A 22,120-nucleotide genomic window follows, 5' to 3' on the forward strand; every position below is an offset into this window, starting at 1 on the left:
ACCCTGCGCACGTGCCTCCCCCTCCCCGACAGCGAGCCATCACCAGCTCACACAACGGTAAGGGCCGCCACCGACAACCAGGGCAGAAAGGTGGGGAGAACCACCATCGTCACGTCCGGGCGGGACGTTCGTCACGTCCGGGCGGGACGTTCGTCACGTCCGGGCGGAATCTTCGTCACGTCCCCGCGGGACTACTGGACGACGGCATCCGAGGCGGTGCACACGCCGCACCGTTCGGCACCGGTCCCTCCCCTCGTGCGGACCGCTGCCGAACGGTGCGGACGGCGTCGACCGCGCCCCGTGGAGGGGCTGTCGACCGCGCCCGGTAGATGCGCTTCTTCTTCGGGATCGTGCCAGCTGAGGCCCGATCCGAGGAGGATCCGGTGTCCGGTCAACCCCTTCTTCGCAGGTCAGCCATATAAACTGGGTTTTCCGGTCCGGATTTCCAGGTGCGGGGGAAGCATGGGGTGGAGGCCTTGAGTTCCGACTCGGGGGCGCGTACAGCCTTCGCGGAACGACTCGCGCTGCTGTACAAGGAGGCCGGCAACCCTCCCCTCAAGCGCGTGTCCGAGGCGGTCGTCCGGCTGCGGCGGGTAGATGAACGGGGGCGGCCCGTACGGGTGTCCGCCCAGCGGATCAGCGACTGGCGACGGGCCAGGAACGTTCCCGCGCAGTTCGCCGCCCTCGCCGCGGTGCTGCACGTCCTGATACCCGAGGCGCGCCGCTCGCGGCCCACGCCGGTGTCCCCCGGTCTGTACGACCTCGCCCAGTGGCAGCGGCTGTGGGAGCGGGCGGTGGCCGATCCGGTCGTCGGCGAGGTCCCCGTCGCCTCTGTGCCGAAGGAGGAGGAACGGCCTCCGTCCGAAGGGCCCGGCGTCCCCGGCGGCGTGTGCCCGTACCGGGGGCTTGCTTCGTACCGTGAGGAGGACGCCCGCTGGTTCTTCGGCCGGGAGCGGAGCACGGACGCCCTCGTCGCCCAGCTTCGCTCGGTCGAGCGGACGGGTGGCCTGGTCATGCTGGTCGGCGCCTCCGGGGCGGGAAAGTCCTCGCTGCTCAGCGCCGGCCTCGTGCCCGCGCTGCAGGACGGCGCGATGGGCGATGCGCCGGGCGGGCAGAGCGGCGGGGCGAAGGTCCTTCAGCTCGTGCCCGGCGCGGACCCCCTCGCCGAGCTGGTCCGCCACATCCCCGAACTCGCCTCCGTCGTCGCCGGGGAGCCCGCCCCCGACAGCCCGCGTTTCGCCCGCGCAGTACGGAAGGCCGTCACCGCGTGGGCCGCCGACGACACCCCGTCGCCCCTGGCGCCGTCCCCGGCCTCTCCCTCGTCCCCGGCCCCACCGTCCCCCTCTCCCTCCCCCTCCGCCTCACCCACCCGCCCCGTCATCATCGTCGACCAGTTCGAGGAAGCTTTCACCCTCTGTTCCGACGACTCTGTTCGCCGGCTCTTCATCCAGCTCCTGCACGCGGCCTGCACCCCCGCCGACAGCGGCAAGGCGGAGGAAGCCGCCGATCCGCCCCCCGTCCTCGTCGTCCTCGGGATTCGCGCCGACTTCTATGAGCAGTGCCTCAGTCACCCCGAGCTCTCCGACGCGTTGCAGCACCGGCACATGGTGCTCGGGCCGTTGAGCACTCCGGAGTTGCGGGAGGCGGTGGTCGGGCCGGCCAGGGCGGTGGGGCTGGAGCTCGAACCGGGGCTGGCGGAGCTGATCATCCGTGAGGTGACCGTCGACGGTCCGCGCGGCGCGCACGCCGGCGTGCTCCCCCTGCTCTCGCACGCCCTGCTCGCCACCTGGCAGCGCCGCAAGGCGGGTCGGCTGACGCTGGCCGGCTATCGCGCGGCGGGCGGGATCCAGGGCGCGGTGGCGGCGACCGCCGAACGCGCCTGGTCCGGGCTCGACCCCGCCGCGCGCGCCGCGGCGCGGCTGCTCCTGCTGCGGCTGGTGCGGCTCGGCGAGGACACCCAGGCCACCCGGCGGCGGGGCACGCGCCGCCAGTTGGCGGCGGAGTCGACCGATCCCGGCAAGACGGAGGAGTCGCTCGAAGCTCTGGTGCGGGCCCGTCTGGTGACGCTGGACGCGGAGACCGTCGAGATCACCCACGAGGCCCTGCTGCACGCCTGGCCCCGGCTGCGTGACTGGATCGACGAGGACCGCAGCGACCATCTGCTGCGGCAGCGGCTGGAGGAGGACGGCCGGGCCTGGGAGGGCTCCAACCGTGACTCGGCGCTGCTCTACCGGGGTTCCCGGCTTGAGCAGGCCCGCAGTTGGGCGAAGTCGGCCGGCAACACGTTCCTGACCCGCGGCGCGGTGGAGTTCCTGGCGGCGTCGGTCCGGCTGCGCCGGCGCACGGTGTGGATCCTCCGGAGCGCGGTGGCGGCGCTGGTGGTGCTGGCGATCCTCGCCGTCGGCGCGGCCTTCGTCGCGTGGCAGCAGCGCAACGACGCCGTGTTCGAGCAGGTGGTCGCGGAGGCCGACCGGGTCCAGTACACGGATCCGTCGCTGTCCGCGCAGCTCGACCTGGTGGCGCACGGCCTGCGGCCGGACGACGAGGGCACGAGGAACCGCCTGATCTCGATCGTGAACGCGCCGCTGGCCACGCCGCTTCTCGGCCACACCGGCGCCGTCTATCTCACCTCGTTCAGCCCGGACGGCAAGGTCCTGGCCACCGCCGGCTACGACCGGACGGTCCGGCTGTGGGACGTGAGCGACCGCTCGCACCCCAAGCCGCTGGGCAAGCCGCTCACCGGGCACACGAGTTGGGTGAGCAGCGCGGTCTTCAGCCCCGACGGCCGCACCCTCGCCAGCGCCGGGGACGACGGCACCGTCCGCCTGTGGGACGTCCGTGACCCCGCGCGCCCGCGCGCGCTCGGGGCGCCCCTGACCGGCCGCACCGGCACGATCTATCTGCTCGCGTTCAGCCCGGACGGGCGGACGCTGGCCTCGGCCGACGAGGATCACACCGTGCGGCTGTGGGACCTGACCGACCGGGACCGGGTCCGGCTGCTCGGCGCACCGCTGACCGGGCACACGGCGGCGGTGCGTTCCGTGGCGTTCAGCCCCGACGGCCGGCTCCTCGCGGCGGGCGGCGACGACAACACGATCCGGCTGTGGGACACGGCCGATCCGCGTCGGCCCGAGCCGATCGGCGAGGTCCTCACCGGGCACACCGACACCGTCCACTCACTCGCCTTCAGCCCTGACGGCCACACCCTCGCCAGCGGCAGCGCGGACGACACGATCCGGCTGTGGAACGTCGCCGACCCGCGCCGTACGACCCAACTCGCCTCGCCGCTCACCGGCCACACCGGTCCCGTCTGGTCGGTGGCCTTCAGCCCCGACGGCAGGACCCTCGCCGCCGGCAGCGCGGACAGCACGGCCAGCCTGTGGAACGTCAGCGACCCCGCCTACCCGTCGCAGGTCGGCGAGCCGCTCGCGGGAGGCAGCGGCGAGATGTACGCCGTGGGTTTCAGTCCCGACGGCAGGACCCTCGCCACGGGCAGCGGCGACAGCAAGGTGCGGCTGTGGTCGGTGCCGACGTCGGACATGGTCGGCCGCAGCGGTGCGTTCCGCCCGGACGGGCAGGTGCTGGCCACCGCCGCGCGCGACGGGCGGATCCGGCTGTGGAACGTGCGGGTTCCCGGCCGGCCCGTGGCAATGGGGGAACCGTTCATGCCGGGGGACGGCGACCAGCGCATGCTGACGTTCTCGCCCGACGGCCGCACGCTCGCCGTGCTGAACGGAAACCGGCGGCTGTACCTGTGGAACGTGACCGACCCGGCCCACCCCGTCTCCTACGGCGAGCCCCTCGCCCTGCGGACCCGCTTCACGGGCTCCGACACGCTGACGTACAGCCCGGACGGGCGCACACTGGCGACGCCGTACGACGACCGCACCATCCAGCTGTGGGACGTCTCCGACCCGTCCCACGCCGTCAAGCTCGGCGCACCGCTCACCGGCCACAAGGGCTACATCAACAGCCTGGTCTTCAGCCCGGACAGCCGGACCCTCGCGAGCGGCAGCGCGGACGCCGCCATCCGGCTCTGGAACGTCACCGACCCCCGCCATGTCACCCCCCTCGGGGCACCGCTCAAGGGGCACGGCGGACCCGTCAACGTCCTCGCCTACAGCCCGGACGGCCATACGCTGGCCAGCGGCGGCGACGACGACATGGTCCGGCTGTGGGACGTCTCCGACCCCCTCGACGCGAGCGAGTCGAGCAGGCCCCTGACCGGTCACACCGAGGCGGTCGTGTCGCTCACGTTCAGCCAGGACGGCCGCACCCTGGCGAGCGGCGGCAACGACAACACGGTCCGGCTGTGGAACGTGTCCGACCCGGACGGGGCCTCCCCCATCGGGCAGTCCATGAGCCCCAACGCCAAGACCGGCAACTTCCTGTCGTTCAGCCCGGGCAGCCACCTGCTCGGCGTCTCCAGCGGCGCCGACACCGTACGGCTGTGGAACCTGGACGTCGACGCGGCGATCAGCCGTATCTGCGCGACCACGCGGGGCGTGCTGACGGCCGGCACATGGCACGAGTACCTGCCCAGGCTGTCGTACGACCCTCCGTGCGAGGAGTGATCGGGGGATGGGCGGGTCGCGCTTGGGGGATGGACGGGTCGCGATCGGGCGGATACGTGAGGGATAAGCGACGGTTAAGCAAAGGCCGCGATGTGACAGTGATCCCGATCACAACGGCAAGGCGACTGAGAAGTCGACTCCCGTCCGACCGGCTGCCTTGTTAGCCTTGGCCATAGCCCGGTCGCTGGTGCATCCCCCGTCGCCAGCGACCGGGCCTTTTCGCGCCCGCCGACTGCCCGGCGACGCCCGGCGACCTGGGATCACGGGCCGAACGGGCCGGGACCCTTACTGTGGTGCCGTGCCCAAGGCCTACCGAGTGATCGCCGTCCGTGACAACGGCAGGCACCAGTGGGAGAAGGACCGGGCCCGCTGCCCGGAAAGCACCCGCGCCACGACCGGAGTGACGGAACGCGACACCGGCCTCCCCTCCGAGGAACTGGTCTTCCACGCCGCGTACCGGCGGATCGAGGCGCCCGAACCACTCGCGGACGCGTTCGGCGTCCCGCCGGGCACCCCGCTCCTGGAGCGCTCCTACCGCACGCGCTGCGCCACCGAACACGCCCCGCTCAGCCTCGTCACCTCCTACCTCGTGCACGCCATGGTCGCCGTGAACCCCGAACTCCTGGACGAGACCAGGGAGCCGTGGCCCGGCGGCACGCAGAGCCAACTGCACACCGTCGGCATCGAGGTGGACCGCGTCGAGGAGCGCGTCACCGCCCGCCCGCCGACTCCGCAGGAGGCCCGGGACCTGGACCTGCCGCCGGGGGCGCCGGTGATCCTGCTCCGCAAGACGTCGTACGCCGTCGACGGCCGCGTGGTGAACGTCTCCGACGTCACACTGCCCGCCGACCGCACCGAACTGCTGTTCACCACCCGTCTGGAAAGGTGGTGAGTGCCGCCGTGAGCCGGCGCATCGTCATCGTCACCGCTGTCCACGCCCCGTCGGCCCGCTATCTGCCCGAGGCCTACGAGTCGCTGCGCGCACAGGAGTTGCCCGCGGGGTGGACGTGGCAATGGGTGATCCGCGAGGACGGCACGACGAACCAGGTCGCGCGCCATGTGCCCGTCGCCGACGCGCGCGTGACCTTTCGTCAGGGACGCGCCGGCGGCCCCGGAGTCGCCCGCACGCTCGCGCTCGCGCACGCGGAGGGCGAGTACGTGAAGGTCCTCGACGCCGACGACCGGCTGGCGTCCGGCGCGCTCGCCCGCGACCTGGCCGCGCTGGAGGGCGACCCGGGCCTCGGCTGGGCGACCTCGCGCGTCCTCGACCTGTTCCCTGACGGCTCCACGGCCGGCTTCCCCGGGGACCCGGCCGAGGGGCCGATCGAGCGGGGGGCCGTCCTCGACCACTGGACGGCGCACGACTTCCGCGCACAGGTACACCCCGCCAGCCTCTTCGCCCGCCGGGACCTGCTGACCGCGCTCGGCGGCTGGATGGCCCTGCCCGCCTCCGAGGACACCGGGCTGCTGCTGGCGCTCAACTCGGTGAGCCGCGGCTGGTTCACGGCGGAGGTCGGCCTGTACTACCGGAAGTGGGACGGCCAGGCCACGGGCCAGGCCTCGCACGTCGACCCCGTCGAACGGGCGGCGCGCATGACGGTCGTGGAGGCGAGGGCCCGGGCGCTGGGGTCGTTCCGGTGGAGCTATCCGACGGCGTCGGCCTCGCCCGCCGCCGGGGGCTGACGGTCGCTCAGTCGACCGGCGCGCCGGCCACCGCCATCCAGTGGGCGACCCGCCGCAGCGTGCTCTCGTCGACCCGGTCGACCAGGGTCCGGACGGCCGTCACGTCGTCCGGGGTGAGGTCGTAGAGGCCCGCCTTGCTCAGGCCCGCCATGAGCACCTGATGCCGGCGGTCCTCCATGCGTTCCGCGAGCTTGGCATGGCCGGGGCGGGCAGCGCCGTCGGCCGGCACCGGGGAGAAAGCCTCCGCCGGGGACTCCGATTCCGCCGGGGCAGCCGCTGGAGACGAGTCGAAACGCTGCCACTCACCGTCCTTCGGACCCCACAGGGCGACGGTCACCTCGTCGCCCCGGGCCCGCTTGACCTGGGTCATCTCACCGATCGCGTACAGCACGGGCGTGCGGTCGGGGGACTCGGCGGCCTGCCGCCAGGACGCCGAGGACGGGTCGTAGAACATCGCCACCCAACGGGGATCCCCCGTCGGGTGCGGGCTGTGGGAGGGACGGGTCGAACGGTCCGGGTCGGTCTCCATGGCGCTCACCCCTTCTGCGTCGGCACGTGCGACGACACAGCAGACGGTATCTGACGGACCGTCAGCTCACCAGATCCGAAGACGCCGAGGTCCGGCCGGTGACCTACTCGTCCGCCGCGACGGCCGCCCTGGCCCGCACCCGGACGGAACTCTCCCGCAGCACGCCGTGCAGCTGCTCGGGCGCGTCCGGCCGCAGGGGGTGGAGGCGGCCGGAAGTGCCGGCCTCCTCCTCGAAGACGACCGGCTCCTCGAAGACAACCGGCTCATGGTCGCCCTGTCCCACCGGGCGCTGGTTCAGCGTCGCTTTCCGGGCTCGGGGGCGGTGACGTCCCGGCTGGCGCGGCGCATGGCCTCGTACAGCGCAGCGTCTTCCGGCGGGTCCGGCAGCGGGCCGCGGGCCGGGGCCTGGAAGGACTGGATCATCCAGGCGACCAGGCGGCGCCAGGCGTCCGGGGCGGCATCGGCCGTGGCGCCGAGGACGCCGGCGTTGGCCATCAGCAGCAGCACGAGATCGCGGCTGGTGAAGTCCTCGCGCAGCTGCCCGCTGTCCTTGGCGCGGCCGATGAGTTCGAGGAAGCCCTCGTATGCCCGGGCGTGGTACTTCTCCAGCTCCGGGACACCCGGGAAGTTCATGGTCAGGATGTCGGCAAAGCCGCGGTCGGCGGCCTGCATCGCGCAGACCGTCTCGATGTAGCCGGTGAAGCCGTGCCACGGGTCCGGGTCGGCCAGGGCCTCGGTGGTGGCCTGCGCGTACGCCTTCATGCGGTCGGCGAAGACCGCGGCGAGCAGATCCTCCTTGCGGGGGAAGTGGCGGAAGAGGGTGGCGATCCCGACCCCGGTCTCCCGTGCGACCGAGGCCATCGAGGCGTTCAGCCCGTCGCGCCCGAAGACCGTGCGCGCGGCGGCGATGATCCGCCCCCGGTTGCGCTCCGCGTCGCTGCGCTTGGACTGACCTGCGGAAACGGTCGCGCCGGCGCTGGCTTCGGGGTGCGGGTCTCGGGGGCTCATGACGATCAGACTAGCAAACCGGAATGCCTTGTCCGGTTCTCGTGTTACGGTGGGCATCGAAACGGATAGGGCTTTCCGGAAAAGAAACGGATAGCCCTATCCACCTCCCCTTCAGTGAAAGGCTCTCTCATGCCCACCATCGCCATCGTCGGCGCCGGCCCCCAGCTCGGCCTCGCCATCGCCCGCACCTACGGCACTCACGGCTACGACGTCGCACTGATCGCCCGCAACCAGGCCAAGCTCGAAGTCCTGGCCGGTGAGCTGGCCGCCGAGGGCATCAGCGCCGCCGCGTTCCCCGCCGACGTCCTCGACCGCACCGCGCTCACCCAGGCACTCAAGGACGCGACCGCGCACTTCGGCGGCATCGACGTCCTGGAGTACTCCCCGGTCGGCGGCCTCCAGACCGTCATGACCACCCCGGCCGCGACCGAACCGGCCGACGTGCAGCACGAGATGGACTTCCAGCTCTACGGAGCCATCGCCGCCACCCGCGCGGTGCTGCCCGCCATGCGTGAGGCCGGCGCGGGCACCCTGCTGTTCACCACCGGCGCCGGCTCCGTCGACCCCGTGCCGCAGATCGCCAACGTCAACGCCGCCGCCGCGGCGCTGCGCAACTGGGTGATCAACCTGCACAAGGAGCTGGACGGCACCGGTGTCCAGGCCGCGCACGTCGCCATCAACGTGTCGATCGGCACGCCGGCGGTCCCAGGATTCCCGACCGCCCAGCCCGAGGAGATCTCCCCCGTCTACTGGGACCTGCACACCACCAGGCGCGACCAGGCCGAACTCGTCTTCAGTCTCTGACGCCCATCAGCCACCCGACCACCCGACCACCCGACCACCCGACCTCCGGCCTCCTGGTATCCACGCCGCGCACTTCGCCATCAACACCTGGGTCGGGGCCGTCTTCCACAGCTGCCCCGCCAAGCCCCCGCTTCCCGAACACAGCAAGGAAGGGTGCCCAGAAGCGCGGAAGGGAGCGGAAGGTTTCAGACGCCGTTGGCGCCGTCGCGGGTGAGTGCCGCTTCCCGGTGGTCGTTGCAGCGTGGGAGGGCCGCGTCGTCGGCCGCCGGGTGCCTCTGGTGGGCCTGGAGCGCGGCGCTGACCAGCGTCATCAGCAGGTCGATGTCCGTCTCGCACTCCAGATGGACGGTCACCCAGGGCGAGCCCGGCAGCAGCCGGATGGCCGTGGAATGTCTCAGGTCCCGCTCGAACCGCCGGATCGCCCTGGCGGTGAGGTGCAGGTCGACGCTCATGTCGGAATGGAAGTGCGCGATCTCGACACCGCCCGAGCGCAACGCCCGACCGGTGCCGCAGCTGGGCCGGTCCTCTGCGAGGTCCGGCCAGGTCGCCAGTCGTGTCAGGGCACGCGAGGCCGCCGTCATGCCCCCATCATGAGGCGATCACCGCCCGGCCACCAGGGGTTGAGGGGGGCGTAACCGGGATGTAGCGCAGGGTGGTTCGTCCCGTGCGGTGTCCGGTCAGTTGTTCCACGACTCGTCGTAGGGGTCCCGTGGGGTCGCGGTCGGCTTGGCGGCGGTCACCTTGAAGAAGGGGATCGGGCCGTTGTTGACCGGGTCGTGGGTGGTGCGCGGGGTGTAGGCGCCGGTGACGGTCAGCCAGGTGTCCGGCTGGAGGACCGGGGGGATGTCGCCGGTCAGGCCGACCTTGACCGGCTGGGCGTCGGCGGCGCAGCAGTTGAGGGCCATGCGCACCAGGTAGGGGGTACCGGCATGGTCCAGGGCGACGAAGCCGGTGAGCTGGACCTCGCGTCCGGTGAGGGTGCGGCCGTGGTCGTAGACGGCTCGGCCCGCGTAGTCGACGACGCTGAGCGGGAGCGGGTTCGTCGCGGGGAGCGCCGGATAGGCGAGGGGTTCCTGCAAGGCTGTGCCGGTGCGGGTCGCGCTGTACGAGCCCAGGGCCGGCGGGGCGACGAGGATCAGCGCCAGGAGGGGGAGGATCAGCAGCCAGGAGACGCGGGGTTCGGGGTGGGTGTGGGCGACCTCCCCACCCTCGTCACCCTCGTCGCCCTCGACGCCCTCGACTTCGCCGGCCTCCTTCTGCTGGCGCTGCACCTGCTGGTGCTTCGCCTGCTGGTGCTTCGTCCTGCGGCGTTCGTACCAGGCCGTCGCCAGTGCCGTCACGATCAGGACCACGCCGGACGCCAGCAGGAGCGGTTGCAGGCCCGCCTTGACGTAGCGCAGGTAGAGGTCGGTGGTGCCGGCGTGCAGGAGGGCCGCGCCGAGGAGGAAGAGGACGGCCGCCTGGGACTGTCGGTTCACAGCAGGATCCATCCCGTCAGGACCGCCGACGCGATGGCCAGCACGAACGTCGCCGGGGCGAAGCGCAGGGCGAAGCCCCGGCCGAACGTGCCCGCCTGCATGGCGAACAGCTTGAGGTCGATCATCGGGCCGACCACCAGGAAGGCCAGTTTGGCCGTGAGGGAGAACTGCGTCAGGGACGCGGCGACGAACGCGTCCGCCTCCGAGCAGATCGAGAGGACCACCGCGAGGACGGCGAGCGTCAGAACCGCCAGCAGCGGGTTGTCCGCCGCCGTGCGCAGCCATTCCTGCGGGGCGACGGCCTTCAGGGTCGCCGCCGCCATCGCGCCCACGACCAGGAAGCCGCCCGCATGCATCACGTCGTGGCGGACCGAGTCCCAGAACGCCGCGCCCTTCGTCTCCCCCTCGTGCGGCGCGTGGGTCGGCAGGCGCAGCCAGTCCGTGCGGCCCAGCCGCTGCCACAGCCAGCCCATCACGCACGCCACGAGCAGGCTGCCCACGAACCGGGCCAGCACCATCTCGGGGTTGCGGGGGAACGCCACGGCTGTCGCCGTCAGCACGATCGGGTTGATCGCCGGGGCGGAGAGGAGGAAGGCGAGGGCCGCGGCCGGGGTCACCCCCCGGCGGACCAGCGCACCGGCCACCGGCACCGACGCGCACTCGCAGCCGGGCAGCACCGCGCCCGCGATCCCGGCGACCGGTACGGCGAGCGCGGGCCGGGAGGGGAGGGCGCGGGCGAAGAAGGAGGGGGGCACGTAGACGGCGATCGCCGCCGACAGCAGCACCCCCAGCACCAGGAACGGCAGCGCCTGGACCACGACGGCCACGAACACGGTCGTCCAGCTCTGCATCACCGGTGCGGACAGCGCGCGGCGGATGGGGCTCTGCAGCAGCACCATCAGGAGCAGCAGCATGGTCAGGACGAGGGGGGAGGTCAGCCGCCTGGGCTCGTCCGGCGCGGGAGGTGTCTCCCGTCGGTCGTGGCGCGTGCCCTCCTCACGTGGAGCCGCCTTGGTGATGGCCACGGGTCGCGCACCTCCGGCTTCCGTGTTCGTCCTGCTGTTGTCGCTGTCGGTTTCCTGCATTCCCTCCCCTTTCATACGGGAGTTCCGCGCCGGTTGTTCACGTGTGTTCACGTCCGTCGTGGAACCTCCCGTCCCGGTGAGGCAGTCTTCTCCCTCGTGGGCAGCGTTCCGAATCAGGGTCAGCCGTCGCCGGGCTCCGCCGGCGCGCACATGGTGGTGTGCGGCGACGACGGTCTCGCACACCGGCTCGCCGCCGAGCTGCGGGGCGTGTACGAGGAACAGGTCACGCTCGTCGTGCCGCCCGCCGAACGGACGGCACGGCCGCCGGTCGTCGGGCGGGCCCGGGCGGTGTCGGCGGCGCTGCTCGACCGGGTGGTGAGCGCGGCCGTCAACCGGGCCGCTGGCAACGGCACGCTCGCCGCCGCCCCGGGTGAACCTGCTGACGGCCAGCGCACGTTGGAGGCCGTCGAGGCGACCGAGGCCGTGCTCGCCGAGGCGGGCGTGGAGCGGGCCGCCGCGCTGGCGCTCGTGTACGACGACGACGAGACCAACATCCGCGCCGCCCTCACCGCCCGCCGGCTCAACCCGAGACTGCGGCTCGTCCTACGGCTGTACAACCGGCGGTTGGGCCAGCACATCGAGGAACTCCTCGACCAGGCAGCCGCGTTGGCCACCGGGGGCGTACCGGGGGACGGCTCGGCGAGCGACGCCTCGACGACCGTGCTGTCCGACGCCGACACCGCCGCGCCCGCACTCGCCGCGACCGCCGTCGCCGGCACCACCAAGGTCGTCCAGACGAACGGGCTCCTGCTGCGGGCCGTGGAACGGCTGCCGACCGGGCCCGGGGAGGCCGACCCGCCGGGCCTGCCCACGCTCGCGCTGCTCTCCGCGAACAGCAACGACCCGGCCTTCGCGGACGGTTCCGACGCCAGCGGCGAGCAGGGGCCGCTGCTGCTGCCCGACGCGGCGACGGTGCGGGAGGCGGCCGCGGCCGGCCGGCGCGGGTCGGTCGTCCTGGAGCAGGTCGCGTACTCCGCCGGGCCCGCCGTGCAGTCCGGGCGGGGAGTCGGGGTGGTGGCGTCGTTCGCCTCGCTGTTCTCGCGGCGGCTCAGATGGTCGCTGGCGGGCCTGGTCGGGTGTGTGTTCGCGCTGGCGGTGGCACTGTGGCTGGCGACCGGGATCCATCCGCTGGGGGCGCTGTACCTGACGCTGCTGGACCTCTTCTCCATCAACGACCCGGCGATCGGCTCGACCACCGAACGGCAGGTCCTCCAACTCCTTTCCGGACTGGTCGGGTTGCTGCTGCTGCCGGTGCTGCTGGCGGCGGTGCTGGAGGCGCTCGGCACGTTCCGCGGTGCGGGAGCGCTGCGCCGACCGCCCCGGGGCCTCGGCGGCCACGTCGTACTCCTCGGCCTCGGCAAGATCGGCACCCGCGTTCTGATCCGGCTGCGTGAGCTGAACATCCCCGTGGTGTGCGTCGAGGCGGGACCCGAGGCGCGCGGACTCGCGGTGGCCCGCCGTCTACGGGTGCCGGTCGTTCTCGGCGACGTCACCCAGGAGGGCGTCCTGGAGGCCGCGAAGATCCACCGCGCCCACGCCCTGCTCGCGGTGACCAGCTCCGACACCACGAACCTCGAAGCGGCCCTGTACGCCCGCTCGCTCCGCCCCGACCTGCGGGTCGTACTCCGCCTGTACGACGACGACTTCGCGACCGCCGTCTACCGCACCCTGCGCGCCGCGCACCCCCAGGCCCTGACCCGCAGCCGCAGCGTCTCCCACCTGTCGGCGCCGTCGTTCGCCGGGGCGATGATGGGCCGCCAGATCCTGGGCGCGATCCCCGTCGAACGCCGGGTACTGCTCTTCGCCGCCCTGGAGGTCGGCGGCCACGCCCAACTGGAGGGCAAGACGGTCGGCCAGGCCTTCCGGCCGGGCTACTGGCGCGTCCTGGCCCTGGACACCGGCCGCGAAGGCCAGGGCGGCTCCGGCCTGGTGTGGGACCTTGCCGACACTCGCATCCTGAAGAGCGAGGACCGCGTGGTGCTGGCGGCCACTCGCCGGGGATTGGCCGAGTTGTTGCGGCGGCGGGGACGGCGGGTCACGGGGGCGTAGGGCCGGGCGGGGGCGTAGGGCCGGGCGGGGGCGTAAGGCCGGGCGGCGGTTCATCGCCCCTGCCGCCCTTTTGACGAATTCCGCGACGAATACCGCGACGAGTACCGCCGGAGTGCCGCCGAGTACCGCCGCCTGCCGCCGCCTGTCGGCGCGCCCCGTTCTCCTGCGGTGGCCCGAGGCGCTACGCGCCTCCGGCGAACGGATTGCCGTGGCCGGGAAGCCGTCCGCCCGGCGGCACATACCGCAGCCGCCCGTTCCGGTCGGTCACCGGCGTGAACCCGGCGGCCTGCAGCCGGGCCGCGTACTTGGCTCTGTAACGTCGGCTGTAGGCGAGCATGACCGGCAGCAGGGCCATGAGCGCGGCCCAGACGATGCCGACGATGACGACGGCGGAGGTGTACGCACGGAGCTTGAAGCCGATGGCCCCGGCGAACACGGTAAGGACGAAAACCGCGATCGCCATCCGCAGCCTGTCGGTGAACTGGCTGCCGAGGTCGACCACCATGCGGGCCTTGAGGAGCTCGATCGCGTCGGGCACGACGGGCGGCAGCGAGACCCCGTCACTCGCGTCCGGGTACCGCGCCCGGTTCCGCGCGGCACGCTCCTGGGCCTGCGGGCTGGGGTCGGGCACGATGAGCAGCGCGAACCTGTTGTCGCCGGTCTGCTGCAGGTCCGCGTACTCGTACCCGAACTGCTCGGCGATGAAGGCGAGTCGGCTGAGTCCCTTCATCGTCGTCATGGAGATGATGATCTGAACGGGCTCCCCGCCCGCCATCTTCCGCAGCATTTTCCGCGCATGCTTCTTACTCACCTGTGCCCCCCGTCACTCGCAGTCCAGGCAGTCTGCCACCAACGGCAACGGCAACGGCACCGCCATCGTCGCCGCGCGAAAACCAGTGGAACAGCGCCGCCCCGCCACCGGCAGTGACGACTGGAAATCCAGCGGTTCCGGCTCTGGTTCCGGTTCCGGTCAGACGTACTGCTCGACCCATGCCCGGCCATCGGCCGCTGCGGTGGCGAGACGCATGGCACCTCGGGCAACGACCAGTTCCGTGGCGTGGATTCGGTCGACGCTACAGACCTCCCACAACTCCGGCAGGGCGTGGGTGCGCGCCGTGGTCACGGCGGTGTCCCAGTAGCCCGCGTAGCCGAGGGTGCCGCCGGCGATCCGGACCACGTCCGGGTTGAGGATGTTGACCAGCGAGGCGATGGCGAGGCCGAACGCCTCGCCCGCAGCGTTGACGATGCGCCGCGTTCGAGGATCACCAGCGGCAAGCGCGGCATGGATCCGTTCCGGCTGTTCGCCGGCCGCGCGCACGATCGCAGCGCCGCCGGCGAGGTCGTCGAGCCGTTTGACGCCCTGAGGCGTCGGCACGGGCATGCTGCCGATCTCACCGGCCCATCCTCGCGAGCCGCGGACGACCCGCCCCTCGCACAGGTAGGCCGAGCCCACTGCTGTCCCACAGACGATCACCGCAGCGGAGGAGGAGCTGGAGAGGCCGGAAGACTCCTGTGCGAGAGCGCCCCGGATGTCGTTGACGAGCAGCGGCGGGGTGCCGTCGATGTGGAGGCCCTCCCAGCCTGCGAGTTGAGGCAGCACGTCGGAGATCTTGACCTGACCCTTCTCGACCAGACCGGGCACGGCGATCCCCAATGCCGTCGGTTGCAGGGAGTTGTCGGCGAGGAAGGCCCGGACAGCGGCCTCGATCTCTGCGGGCTCGGCCGACGGCCCCGTGGCCAGGCGTCGAGCGATCGGCGCTTCAAGCTCCTGCCCTTCCGCGAGCATGAGCAGCTTGGTACCACCGATGTCGACGCCTACTGCCGCGTGCCTCATCGCCACTTCCACCTCACGCCGTGATCCCGAACAGAGACGGATTAAGAACGCTAGCGGACACCGGTACCGCGTACGAGCTTCACCAGCAGCTCCGAGTCCAGGAGATCCGGCAGCACGGTTTCCGCGCCGGCTTCACGAAGCGCGGCCTCGTCGCTGCGTCCCGACGCCACGGCGATGACGCGTACACCGTTCGCGTGCGCGCCCTCCACGTCGGCCGGGGTATCGCCGATCAGCACGGCGTCAACGGGTGAGGCGTCGGCTCGCTGGAGGGACATCCTCACGAGTTCTGCGCGCAGGTCGTTGTCCTCGCCGTAGGCACCGAGATCCCACAAGATGTGCCGGTCGAGACCGAAGACCTGGAGCTTGATCTCGGCAACGGGGCGAACGTTCCCTGACACCACGGTCTGCTGGATGCCATAGGCAGCGAGAAGGTCCAGGGCGGCGGCTGCGCCGGGCAGAGCGTGGCCTCGCTCGCGGAGATCCGCTGCTTGCGCCAGATGCTCTTCCGTCAGGGCGGCAGCGAACCGGTCGAAGTCACTGCGATCGGTGGTCAAGCCGTGAAGTTTCGCGGTCTCCCGGAAGATGACGGGCTCGGTGATGCCGTCGATCTTTGCCTGTCGGCGCATGGCCGCGCCCAGCGTCCGTTGGAACGCCGCGGCCGAGAGCTCACGGCCCACACCGCGCGTATCGATCAGGGTGTGGTCGATGTCCCACAGGACCAGTCGCGCCATGACGTCTCCTCAACTTGCCGCTCTGCAATCGGGTGTTACGACGGGTCACTCGAACGTGTGCGGACCGGCACGCGGCAACGTGCTCGGTCCTACGCTGACGGTACGAGACCCGGGCGGGGGAAGGGGGGCGCAACGATGACCTCACCGAGGCTGCCTGTTGGCCAGATGGTCAGGTACTACCGGCGCAAGAGCGGAGGCCGGACGCAAGCGGCCGTCGCCGGACTGTGCGGGATCACAGAACGCTATCTGCAACAGATCGAGGCCGGACAGAAAGTACCCTCCGCAGACGTGCTCGCCCGCCTCGCGTCTGAACTCGGCGTGCCACTGGCCGCGCTGCTCACCAGCGGCCCCGTGGAGGATTCGGTCCCTCCCGTCACGGCTGCCCCGGGAGTCGTCAGCGCGCTGATGGGCTACGGCTTACCGGTCAGTTCGGCTCCGGCAAGTCCGGTACAGCTCCGGGAACGGGTAGAGCGGGCCTGGAGGTCATGGCAGTCGTCGAAGGATCGGTTCACGGAAGCGGCGCGTGTCCTCCCGGAGCTGATCAGGGACGTCGAGCATGCGGTCCGCGCACACCGCAGGGGAGACGACGTCGAGTCGCGGCGCGAAGTCCTGCGCGTTGCCGCTGACCTGTACGGGCTGCTCAGGTCGTATTGCCGCCGCGCAGCAAGGCTGGACCTCTCGCTCATGGTCGCCGATCGCGCGATCAGAGCCGCCGAGGACGCGGACGACCCGCTACGCATCGCGGCGGCCCAGTGGAATCTCGGTCACGTCCTGCTCTCACACGGGGAGTCCGCCGCCGTCGAAGAGGCCAAGGAGGTCGCCGTGCAGGCGATCGAGCAGCTCGGCCGGGCACAGGCGACTGAGGAAGCCAAGGCCGTCGAAGGGGCCCTTGAACTGGTGGCGGTGGTGTCCGACGCGCGCCGCCGCCGCTGGTGGGATGCCCGTCAGCGACTTGAGCAGCGGGCGGCGCCTCTCGGCCGCAGGGTTGGCGAGGGCGGCAACGTCCAATGGACCGTCTTCGGGCCGACGAACGTTCACCTGCATGCCATGAGCATCGAGATGCTGGCGGGCGAGGCATCCGAGGGGCTGCGCCTGGCCGACACAATCGATACGCGCGTACTGCCCAGCCTCGAGCGCCAGTTCACCTTCGGCCTGGAACTTGCCAGGTGCTACGACCTGCGCAGGGAAGACGCGGCGGTCCTCGTGCACCTGCTGGACCTGGAAGAGACGGCACCCGAGGACCTGGCGCGCAGCCCTCTCGCCCGGGACATGATCCTCGGCCTCCAAAGGCGCGTCCGTCCCACCTTCCGCCGCCAGGTCGACGGCCTTGCCGAACGCCTCCAGCTCCGCTGACCCCGAACTCCTGGTTCACCCGAACTCCGGGTTCGGGTCGCGCCGTTGGTTTCGCCATACCTTCGCTGCACACCGCAACGAAGGACGGACGACAGATGATCAACGATGCGGCACAGCTGCTGAGCGCGGCCGGCATGCGGCTCGCACCCGCCGGTGTCGAGTGGGACGCCGTGAAGGTCGGTCGGCACCTGGCCGTCCGCGCCATCGAGCAGATCGCGACACCGGGGGCCGTCGCCGTGGACCCGGCTCCGTCCGAGCCGATGCTGTACTTCTTCGTTCCGCCGGGCAGCGCCGCCGACTGGGACGTCCCCGAGACCACGGCCCTCGGGCGCAACGCCCACGTGGTACTCCCGCCGAGTCACAAGGAGGCACCGCCCGGCCCGTACTGGCTCCTCGCGCAGCGACACGGGCTGACCAGGACCGCGATCCTGCGCCAGGCACTGGAGGCGGTCCGGTGAAGACGGTCGTGAACACCAGCGACGGCTCACCCATGCGCCTCTCGGCGATGCGCGAGACAGTGAACCTTCTCCTGGCCCCGGAGAGCGGCGCGCTCGTACAGGCCGTGTCCGGCGAGGAGTTGGCCACGGTCGCCGAGACGGTACGCCGACACCTGGAACTTCTCATCCCCGAGGTCGAACGGGCGGCCAGGAAGCTGAACGAGGAGAGCATCCCCCGCTGCTGCGCGCTCGCCTGCGTCGGGGAGGCCCGCGGGAAGCTCCGCACCGGAGCAAGCCACAGACCCGGCGGAGTGCTCGAACACGTCCAGCGCCTGGCCCGCGTCCTGAACGCCCTGTGCGACCACTACGAGACGATCGGCGGCGAGCACGCGTGAGGACGACGGCCGACGGCACCGCCGAGACCCTGTCCGCCGAGTGCACGCTCGCCCGCAGGCCCGGCTACGAGGACCTACACGCCCGGTGCCGCCAGCTCAAGGACGTACCCCTGCCGCACTCGACGAAGGTACTGCTCGTCCACCGATGCCGCTGCTCGTGCCACCGGTAGCAGCCGCCGAGGAACCCCGCGTGAGAGCCACCACCGGCCTGTTGGTGTACGTGGCGGCCGCGCCGGGGCAGGGCCGCACCACGAACGCCAAGCAAACCGCCTATCCCAAGTGCCTCGCCGCGAACTCCAGTTCCAGTCTCACCTGCTTGATGCGTTCGTCGACCACCAGGGAGCCGTGGCCCGCGTCGTAGCGGTAGACCTCGTGGGTGGCTCCTCTGGCCTCCAGGCGTTTGACGTAGTTGTCGATCTGGCGGATGGGGCAGCGGGGGTCGTTCACGCCGGCCGAGATGTAGACGGGGGCCCGGACCTTGTCGACGTAGGTCAGGGGGGAGGAGGTCTCGAAGCGGTCGGGGACCTCCTCGGGGGTGCCGCCCAGCAGGGTGCGGTCCATCGCCTTCAGGGCCTCCATCTCGTCGTGGTAGGCCGTGACGTAGTCGGCGACGGGGACGGCGGCGATGCCCAGGGTCCAGGCGTCGGGCTGGACGCCGAGGCCGAGGAGGGTGAGATAGCCGCCCCAGGAGCCGCCGGTGAGGATCAGGCGGGCGGGGTCGGACAGGCCGGACGAGACGGCCCATTCGCGGACGGCCTCGATGTCCTCCAGCTCGATGAGGCCGACCCGGTGCTTCAGCGCGTCCGTCCAGGCGCGGCCGTAGCCCGTGGAGCCGCGGTAGTTGACGCGGACCACCGCGTAGCCGTGGTCCACCCAGGCCGCCGGGGCCGCCGCGAAGGCGTCGCTGTCGTGCCAGGTCGGGCCGCCGTGGATGTCGAAGACGGTGGGGAGGGGGCCCGTGCCCGCGCCTTGCGGTCGTTGCACCAGGGCGTGGATACGGCCTCCCGGGCCCTCCACCCACACGTCCTCCACCGGGACCGAGCCGGGGGACTTCATGCCGGGCGGGTCCAGGACGACCCCGCCGGTCGTCGAGCGGACCGCCGGCGGCTGGGCCGCGGACGACCACAGGTACTCCACGCTGCCGTCCGGGCGGGCCGTCGCCCCGGACACCGTGCCCGCGGGGGTCGCCACCTTCACGAGCTCGCCGTCGGCGAAGTCGTAGCGGAACAGTTCGCTGCGGGCCTCGAAGCTGTGCACGATGAGCAGGCCCGAGCCGTCCGGGTACCACTCGGCGCTGACGTCGCCCGGCAGGTCCAGGGCCAGGTCCGTCTCCGAGCCCGTCGCCACGTCCCAGACCAGCGGTTCCCAGCGGCCCCTGCGCTGGTGCCCGATCAACAGCCGGGTGTCGCCGTCGACCGGGGCGAAGCCCAGCACCTCCAGGCCCAGCTCCTCGGCGCCGCCCCGGGTGTCGTCCAGCTCGGCGACCGGCGTGCCGTCCGGGCGCAGCACCCGCAGCGCGGAGTGCATCGCGTCGCCGTGCTCGGTGTGCTCGATCGCGATCAGGCTGCCGTCGTGGGACAGGTCGCCCACGCCCGCCGACTCCCGGTGGCGGTACAGCTCGAAGGGGGGCTCGCCGGCCCGCGCCACGTGGATCGTGGTCCCCTCCTCGTCCGTCGAGCGGCCGACGACCGCCGTACGGCCGTCCCTGCCCAGGGCCAGGCCGGCCGGGTAGGAGGGGTCCAGGCCGGGCGTCGCCGGTTCGTCCTCGCCGCCCGCGAACGGCTGACGGCGCCAGACGCCGAACTCGTCGCCGTCCTTGTCGTCGAACCACCAGATCCACGCGCCGTCCGGGGAGAGCACTCCGTCCGTCGTGCCGTTGGGCCGGTTCGTCACCTGGCGCTGCTCGCCCGTGGAACGGTCCCAGGCGTACAACTCGTACGTCCCCGTCGCGTTCGACACGAACAGGGAGCGGTGCGGCGCGTCCTCCGCCCAGTCGGGCAGCGACACCCGGGGCGCCCGGAAGCGCTTCTCCCAGTTCGGCGTCTGCGGCATCTCTTCGTCCCGCTCCGGTGCGGCGGACACGTTGCTCTCAGTCATGACCCCATACTGCCGGTCCGCGACGACAATCGGCCTCCCCGGCCCCCAGCCTGTGGACAACTTCCCACCGTCTTCGCACCTGCTTCGCACCTACGGGCCGCCTCGCGTGCCTCACCCCGCCAGCCGGTCCCCCGCAGCCGCCCCGTACCGTGGAGGGCGTGTACCGGTTTCTGGTGACTCCCCGGTGGTGGGGGATCAACGTCTTCGTGCTGCTGGCCATCCCCTTCTGTGTGTTCATGGGGTCCTGGCAGCTGAGCCGGTTCGAGGCACGGGTGGACGATCACCGTGACGCGAAGGCGCAGGCCCGCTCCGCCGAGACCGACGCCGCGCGGCCCCTCGCCGAGCTGCTGCCCGTGGACAAGGCGACGTCCGGCAAGCAGGCCACCGCCACCGGGCGCTACAGCACGCAGTTGCTGGTGCCCGACCGGGAGCTGGACGGCAAGAGCGGCTACTACGTGCTGACCCTGCTGCGGACCGACGGGGGCAAGGCGCTGCCCGTCGTGCGCGGCTGGCTGCCCGGTACCGCCGACTCCGCGAAGGCGCCGGCGCCGCCGGCCGGCGAGGTCACCGTCACCGGCGCGCTGCAGGCGTCCGAGCAGCCCGGCGACGACGGCGTGAGCGCCCGCGGCGGGCTGCCGGCCGGGCAGACCGCCGCCATCAGTGCGGCTTCGCTGGTCAATCTCGTGCCGTACGACCTCTACGACGCCTGGATCACCCTCGCCACCGCCGATCCGGGGATGACGGCGGTGCCCGCGAAGGCGGCCGCCGACACCGGGCTCGACCTGAAGGCGTTCCAGAACCTGGGCTACACCGGCGAGTGGTTCGTCTTCGCGGGGTTCGTGGTGTTCATGTGGTTCCGGCTGCTGCGCCGCGAGGTGGAGTTCGCCCGGGACGCGGAGCTCGGGATCGTGCCCGAGGAGCCCGCGGGACCCGAGGAGCCCGCGGAACCCGAGGAGCCCGCGGAACCCGCCGGGTCAGCGGTTCACGAGAAGCCCGCCGGGTCAGCGGTTCACGAGGACGCCAGCACGCCCGTGCGGTAGATCGTCCCCGTACACGCCTTCGTCACCGTCGCCTTGGCGGTGGGCGAGCCGCCCTCCGCCGTGTACGACACGGTGACGCTGCCGTCGGCCGTGGCGCCGTCCTCGGGAAGCAGCTGGGCCGAGGTGCCGGACGTGGTGTCGCCGGTCGTGCCGGCCGGCTCGCTCGGGGTCGGCGACGGGGACGCCGTACCGCCGCCGCTGTCGCCGCCGCCGTTGCCGCCCGTGGTCGGGCAGGTCGCGGCGGGCACCCAGGCGAACTTCACCTCGTAGGCGGAACCGGGCGCGAGGTCGTGCTCGGTGACGTAGAGGGAGGGGTCGGGAAGGCCGGCCGCCGCGTCCCCGGAGGTGTGCTCGACCACGGTGATCTTCGTGGCGTCGGCGGCGCCCTGCGCGTCGAACGTCATGGAGACCTTGCCGCCGACGGTGCAGGCGGTGGCTGAGGAGTTCGTGACGCGGAAGGTGCCGTAGACGATGCCGCCCGAGTCGGGGACGTCGACGACGGGGGCGCCGGCGGCGAGCTGGGACGGTCCGCAGACGGCCACGCTCATCTGCGCCCCGGCGGTCGGGTCGGCGCCGCTGGAGGCGGTGCCGCCCGCGGACTCCTTGCCCTGGCCGGGGTCGGTGGCGCCGCCCTTGTCCTGCTCACCGGTCGCGCCGGAGGAGTCGCCGACCTTGCCCGAGGAGCCGCCGTCGGGGTTCTTGCCCTGACCCACGCCTCCCTGCGCCTGTGAGGCCTGGCCGGCGATGGAAGGGTTGGCATCGGAGCTGCCCGCGTTCGAGACGTGCAGCACGGCCGGGACGGCGGTGCCGAGGAAGAGCGCCGCGGCCGCCATGCCGACGGCCGCCTGCCGCTTGCGGGCCCGGCGGACGGGGACGGCCCGCCGCAGGTGGTCCAGGGTGCCGTCGCGCGGCTCCATCTCCTGGACGGCGTCGTGCAGCATCCGGCGCAGCGCCAGCTCGTCCGAGTCGAGCCCTTCGAGGCCCTGGTCGTCGAGGTGGTGGTTCACGGTTGAGTTCCCAGCG

The 22,120-nt window shown here is 72.1% G+C and carries 20 protein-coding genes and 1 pseudogene; 10 read left to right on the top strand and 11 right to left on the bottom strand.

All coding sequences use genetic code 11. The features are described from left to right. Positions 1-467: 467 nt before the first annotated feature. The 3 genes and pseudogenes from ACZ5SK_RS14435 to ACZ5SK_RS14445 all read left to right on the top strand — a co-directional run bounded on the left by ACZ5SK_RS14435 (position 468) and on the right by ACZ5SK_RS14445 (position 6,257). On the top strand, positions 468-4,574 hold the full coding sequence (locus ACZ5SK_RS14435; protein ID WP_457495137.1) for an nSTAND1 domain-containing NTPase: 4,107 nt from the start codon (positions 468-470) through the stop codon (positions 4,572-4,574). 313 nt (positions 4,575-4,887) lie between these two features. After that, positions 4,888-5,466 (top strand): annotated as a pseudogene (locus ACZ5SK_RS14440) (UTRA domain-containing protein); the annotation flags it as partial. 8 nt (positions 5,467-5,474) lie between these two features. Then, positions 5,475-6,257 (top strand): glycosyltransferase family 2 protein, encoded by a 783-nt coding sequence (locus tag ACZ5SK_RS14445; protein WP_457495136.1) that lies wholly within the window; start codon positions 5,475-5,477, stop codon positions 6,255-6,257. Between the two features lie 7 nt (positions 6,258-6,264). Here ACZ5SK_RS14445 and ACZ5SK_RS14450 read toward each other — a convergent pair whose 3' ends face one another. From ACZ5SK_RS14450 to ACZ5SK_RS14460, 3 genes are all read right to left on the bottom strand, one after another. Beyond that, complete coding sequence (locus ACZ5SK_RS14450) at positions 6,265-6,786, bottom strand: hypothetical protein (protein ID WP_468157726.1); 522 nt, start codon at positions 6,784-6,786, stop codon at positions 6,265-6,267. A 103-nt stretch (positions 6,787-6,889) separates the two neighbouring features. Continuing rightward, positions 6,890-7,069 carry a hypothetical protein gene (locus tag ACZ5SK_RS14455; RefSeq protein WP_457495134.1) on the bottom strand — a complete coding sequence of 60 codons (180 nt, stop codon included), beginning with the start codon at positions 7,067-7,069 and terminating at the stop codon, positions 6,890-6,892. A gap of 11 nt (positions 7,070-7,080) precedes the next feature. Continuing rightward, positions 7,081-7,794, bottom strand: coding sequence for a TetR/AcrR family transcriptional regulator (locus ACZ5SK_RS14460; protein WP_468576052.1), 714 nt, complete (start codon positions 7,792-7,794; stop codon positions 7,081-7,083). Positions 7,795-7,923: 129 nt separating this feature from the next. Here ACZ5SK_RS14460 and ACZ5SK_RS14465 point away from each other — a divergent pair, with 129 nt between their 5' ends. Further along, a complete protein-coding gene (locus ACZ5SK_RS14465) occupies positions 7,924-8,598 on the top strand; it encodes an SDR family NAD(P)-dependent oxidoreductase (RefSeq protein WP_361704766.1) in 675 nt (224 codons plus the stop codon). Between the two features lie 185 nt (positions 8,599-8,783). Here ACZ5SK_RS14465 and ACZ5SK_RS14470 read toward each other — a convergent pair whose 3' ends face one another. The 3 genes from ACZ5SK_RS14470 to ACZ5SK_RS14480 form a co-directional block, all read right to left on the bottom strand. Continuing rightward, positions 8,784-9,179, bottom strand: a complete 396-nt coding sequence (locus tag ACZ5SK_RS14470; RefSeq protein WP_334578287.1) for a luciferase domain-containing protein — start codon at positions 9,177-9,179, stop codon at positions 8,784-8,786. A gap of 96 nt (positions 9,180-9,275) precedes the next feature. Further along, complete coding sequence (locus ACZ5SK_RS14475; RefSeq protein ID WP_468576053.1) at positions 9,276-10,076, bottom strand: TIGR03943 family putative permease subunit; 801 nt, start codon at positions 10,074-10,076, stop codon at positions 9,276-9,278. Further along, the gene (locus ACZ5SK_RS14480; RefSeq protein ID WP_443041335.1) at positions 10,073-11,101 is read right to left on the bottom strand and encodes a permease; all 1,029 of its coding nucleotides are present in this window, start codon (positions 11,099-11,101) and stop codon (positions 10,073-10,075) included. The genes ACZ5SK_RS14475 and ACZ5SK_RS14480 overlap by 4 nt, the downstream gene beginning before the upstream one ends. A gap of 210 nt (positions 11,102-11,311) precedes the next feature. Between ACZ5SK_RS14480 and ACZ5SK_RS14485 the strand changes: the two genes are divergently transcribed. Next, positions 11,312-13,210: an NAD-binding protein gene (locus tag ACZ5SK_RS14485; protein ID WP_361704917.1), complete on the top strand. Its 1,899-nt coding sequence runs from the start codon at positions 11,312-11,314 to the stop codon at positions 13,208-13,210. A 181-nt stretch (positions 13,211-13,391) separates the two neighbouring features. Here the strand turns inward: ACZ5SK_RS14485 and ACZ5SK_RS14490 are convergent, their stop codons facing one another. The 3 genes from ACZ5SK_RS14490 to ACZ5SK_RS14500 form a co-directional block, all read right to left on the bottom strand. Continuing rightward, on the bottom strand, positions 13,392-13,949 hold the full coding sequence (locus tag ACZ5SK_RS14490) for a hypothetical protein (protein ID WP_334578290.1): 558 nt from the start codon (positions 13,947-13,949) through the stop codon (positions 13,392-13,394). A 231-nt stretch (positions 13,950-14,180) separates the two neighbouring features. Next, positions 14,181-15,044, bottom strand: coding sequence for an ROK family protein (locus ACZ5SK_RS14495; protein WP_334578291.1), 864 nt, complete (start codon positions 15,042-15,044; stop codon positions 14,181-14,183). 50 nt (positions 15,045-15,094) lie between these two features. Continuing rightward, positions 15,095-15,775 (bottom strand): HAD family hydrolase, encoded by a 681-nt coding sequence (locus ACZ5SK_RS14500; protein ID WP_334578292.1) that lies wholly within the window; start codon positions 15,773-15,775, stop codon positions 15,095-15,097. A 165-nt stretch (positions 15,776-15,940) separates the two neighbouring features. Here ACZ5SK_RS14500 and ACZ5SK_RS14505 point away from each other — a divergent pair, with 165 nt between their 5' ends. From ACZ5SK_RS14505 to ACZ5SK_RS14520, 4 genes are all read left to right on the top strand, one after another. Further along, positions 15,941-17,128, top strand: coding sequence for a helix-turn-helix domain-containing protein (locus ACZ5SK_RS14505; RefSeq protein WP_334581235.1), 1,188 nt, complete (start codon positions 15,941-15,943; stop codon positions 17,126-17,128). A 95-nt stretch (positions 17,129-17,223) separates the two neighbouring features. Further along, positions 17,224-17,586 (top strand): hypothetical protein, encoded by a 363-nt coding sequence (locus ACZ5SK_RS14510; RefSeq protein WP_334578293.1) that lies wholly within the window; start codon positions 17,224-17,226, stop codon positions 17,584-17,586. After that, positions 17,583-17,960 carry a DUF6415 family natural product biosynthesis protein gene (locus ACZ5SK_RS14515; protein ID WP_334578294.1) on the top strand — a complete coding sequence of 126 codons (378 nt, stop codon included), beginning with the start codon at positions 17,583-17,585 and terminating at the stop codon, positions 17,958-17,960. Before ACZ5SK_RS14510 ends, ACZ5SK_RS14515 begins: the two co-directional genes overlap by 4 nt. Further along, the gene (locus tag ACZ5SK_RS14520; RefSeq protein ID WP_334578295.1) at positions 17,957-18,130 is read left to right on the top strand and encodes a hypothetical protein; all 174 of its coding nucleotides are present in this window, start codon (positions 17,957-17,959) and stop codon (positions 18,128-18,130) included. Before ACZ5SK_RS14515 ends, ACZ5SK_RS14520 begins: the two co-directional genes overlap by 4 nt. Positions 18,131-18,230: 100 nt before the next feature. Here the strand turns inward: ACZ5SK_RS14520 and ACZ5SK_RS14525 are convergent, their stop codons facing one another. Continuing rightward, the gene (locus tag ACZ5SK_RS14525) at positions 18,231-20,057 is read right to left on the bottom strand and encodes a S9 family peptidase (protein ID WP_468576056.1); all 1,827 of its coding nucleotides are present in this window, start codon (positions 20,055-20,057) and stop codon (positions 18,231-18,233) included. Between the two features lie 158 nt (positions 20,058-20,215). On the opposite strand from ACZ5SK_RS14525, the gene ACZ5SK_RS14530 reads away from it, so the two are divergent. After that, positions 20,216-21,097, top strand: coding sequence for an SURF1 family protein (locus ACZ5SK_RS14530; protein ID WP_334578297.1), 882 nt, complete (start codon positions 20,216-20,218; stop codon positions 21,095-21,097). Here the strand turns inward: ACZ5SK_RS14530 and ACZ5SK_RS14535 are convergent. Beyond that, positions 21,067-22,104: a hypothetical protein gene (locus ACZ5SK_RS14535; protein ID WP_334578298.1), complete on the bottom strand. Its 1,038-nt coding sequence runs from the start codon at positions 22,102-22,104 to the stop codon at positions 21,067-21,069. The genes ACZ5SK_RS14530 and ACZ5SK_RS14535 overlap by 31 nt on opposite strands. Between the last annotated feature and the right edge of the window lie 16 nt (positions 22,105-22,120).

The sequence above is a fragment of the Streptomyces sp. NPDC031474 genome, from assembly GCF_055581185.1.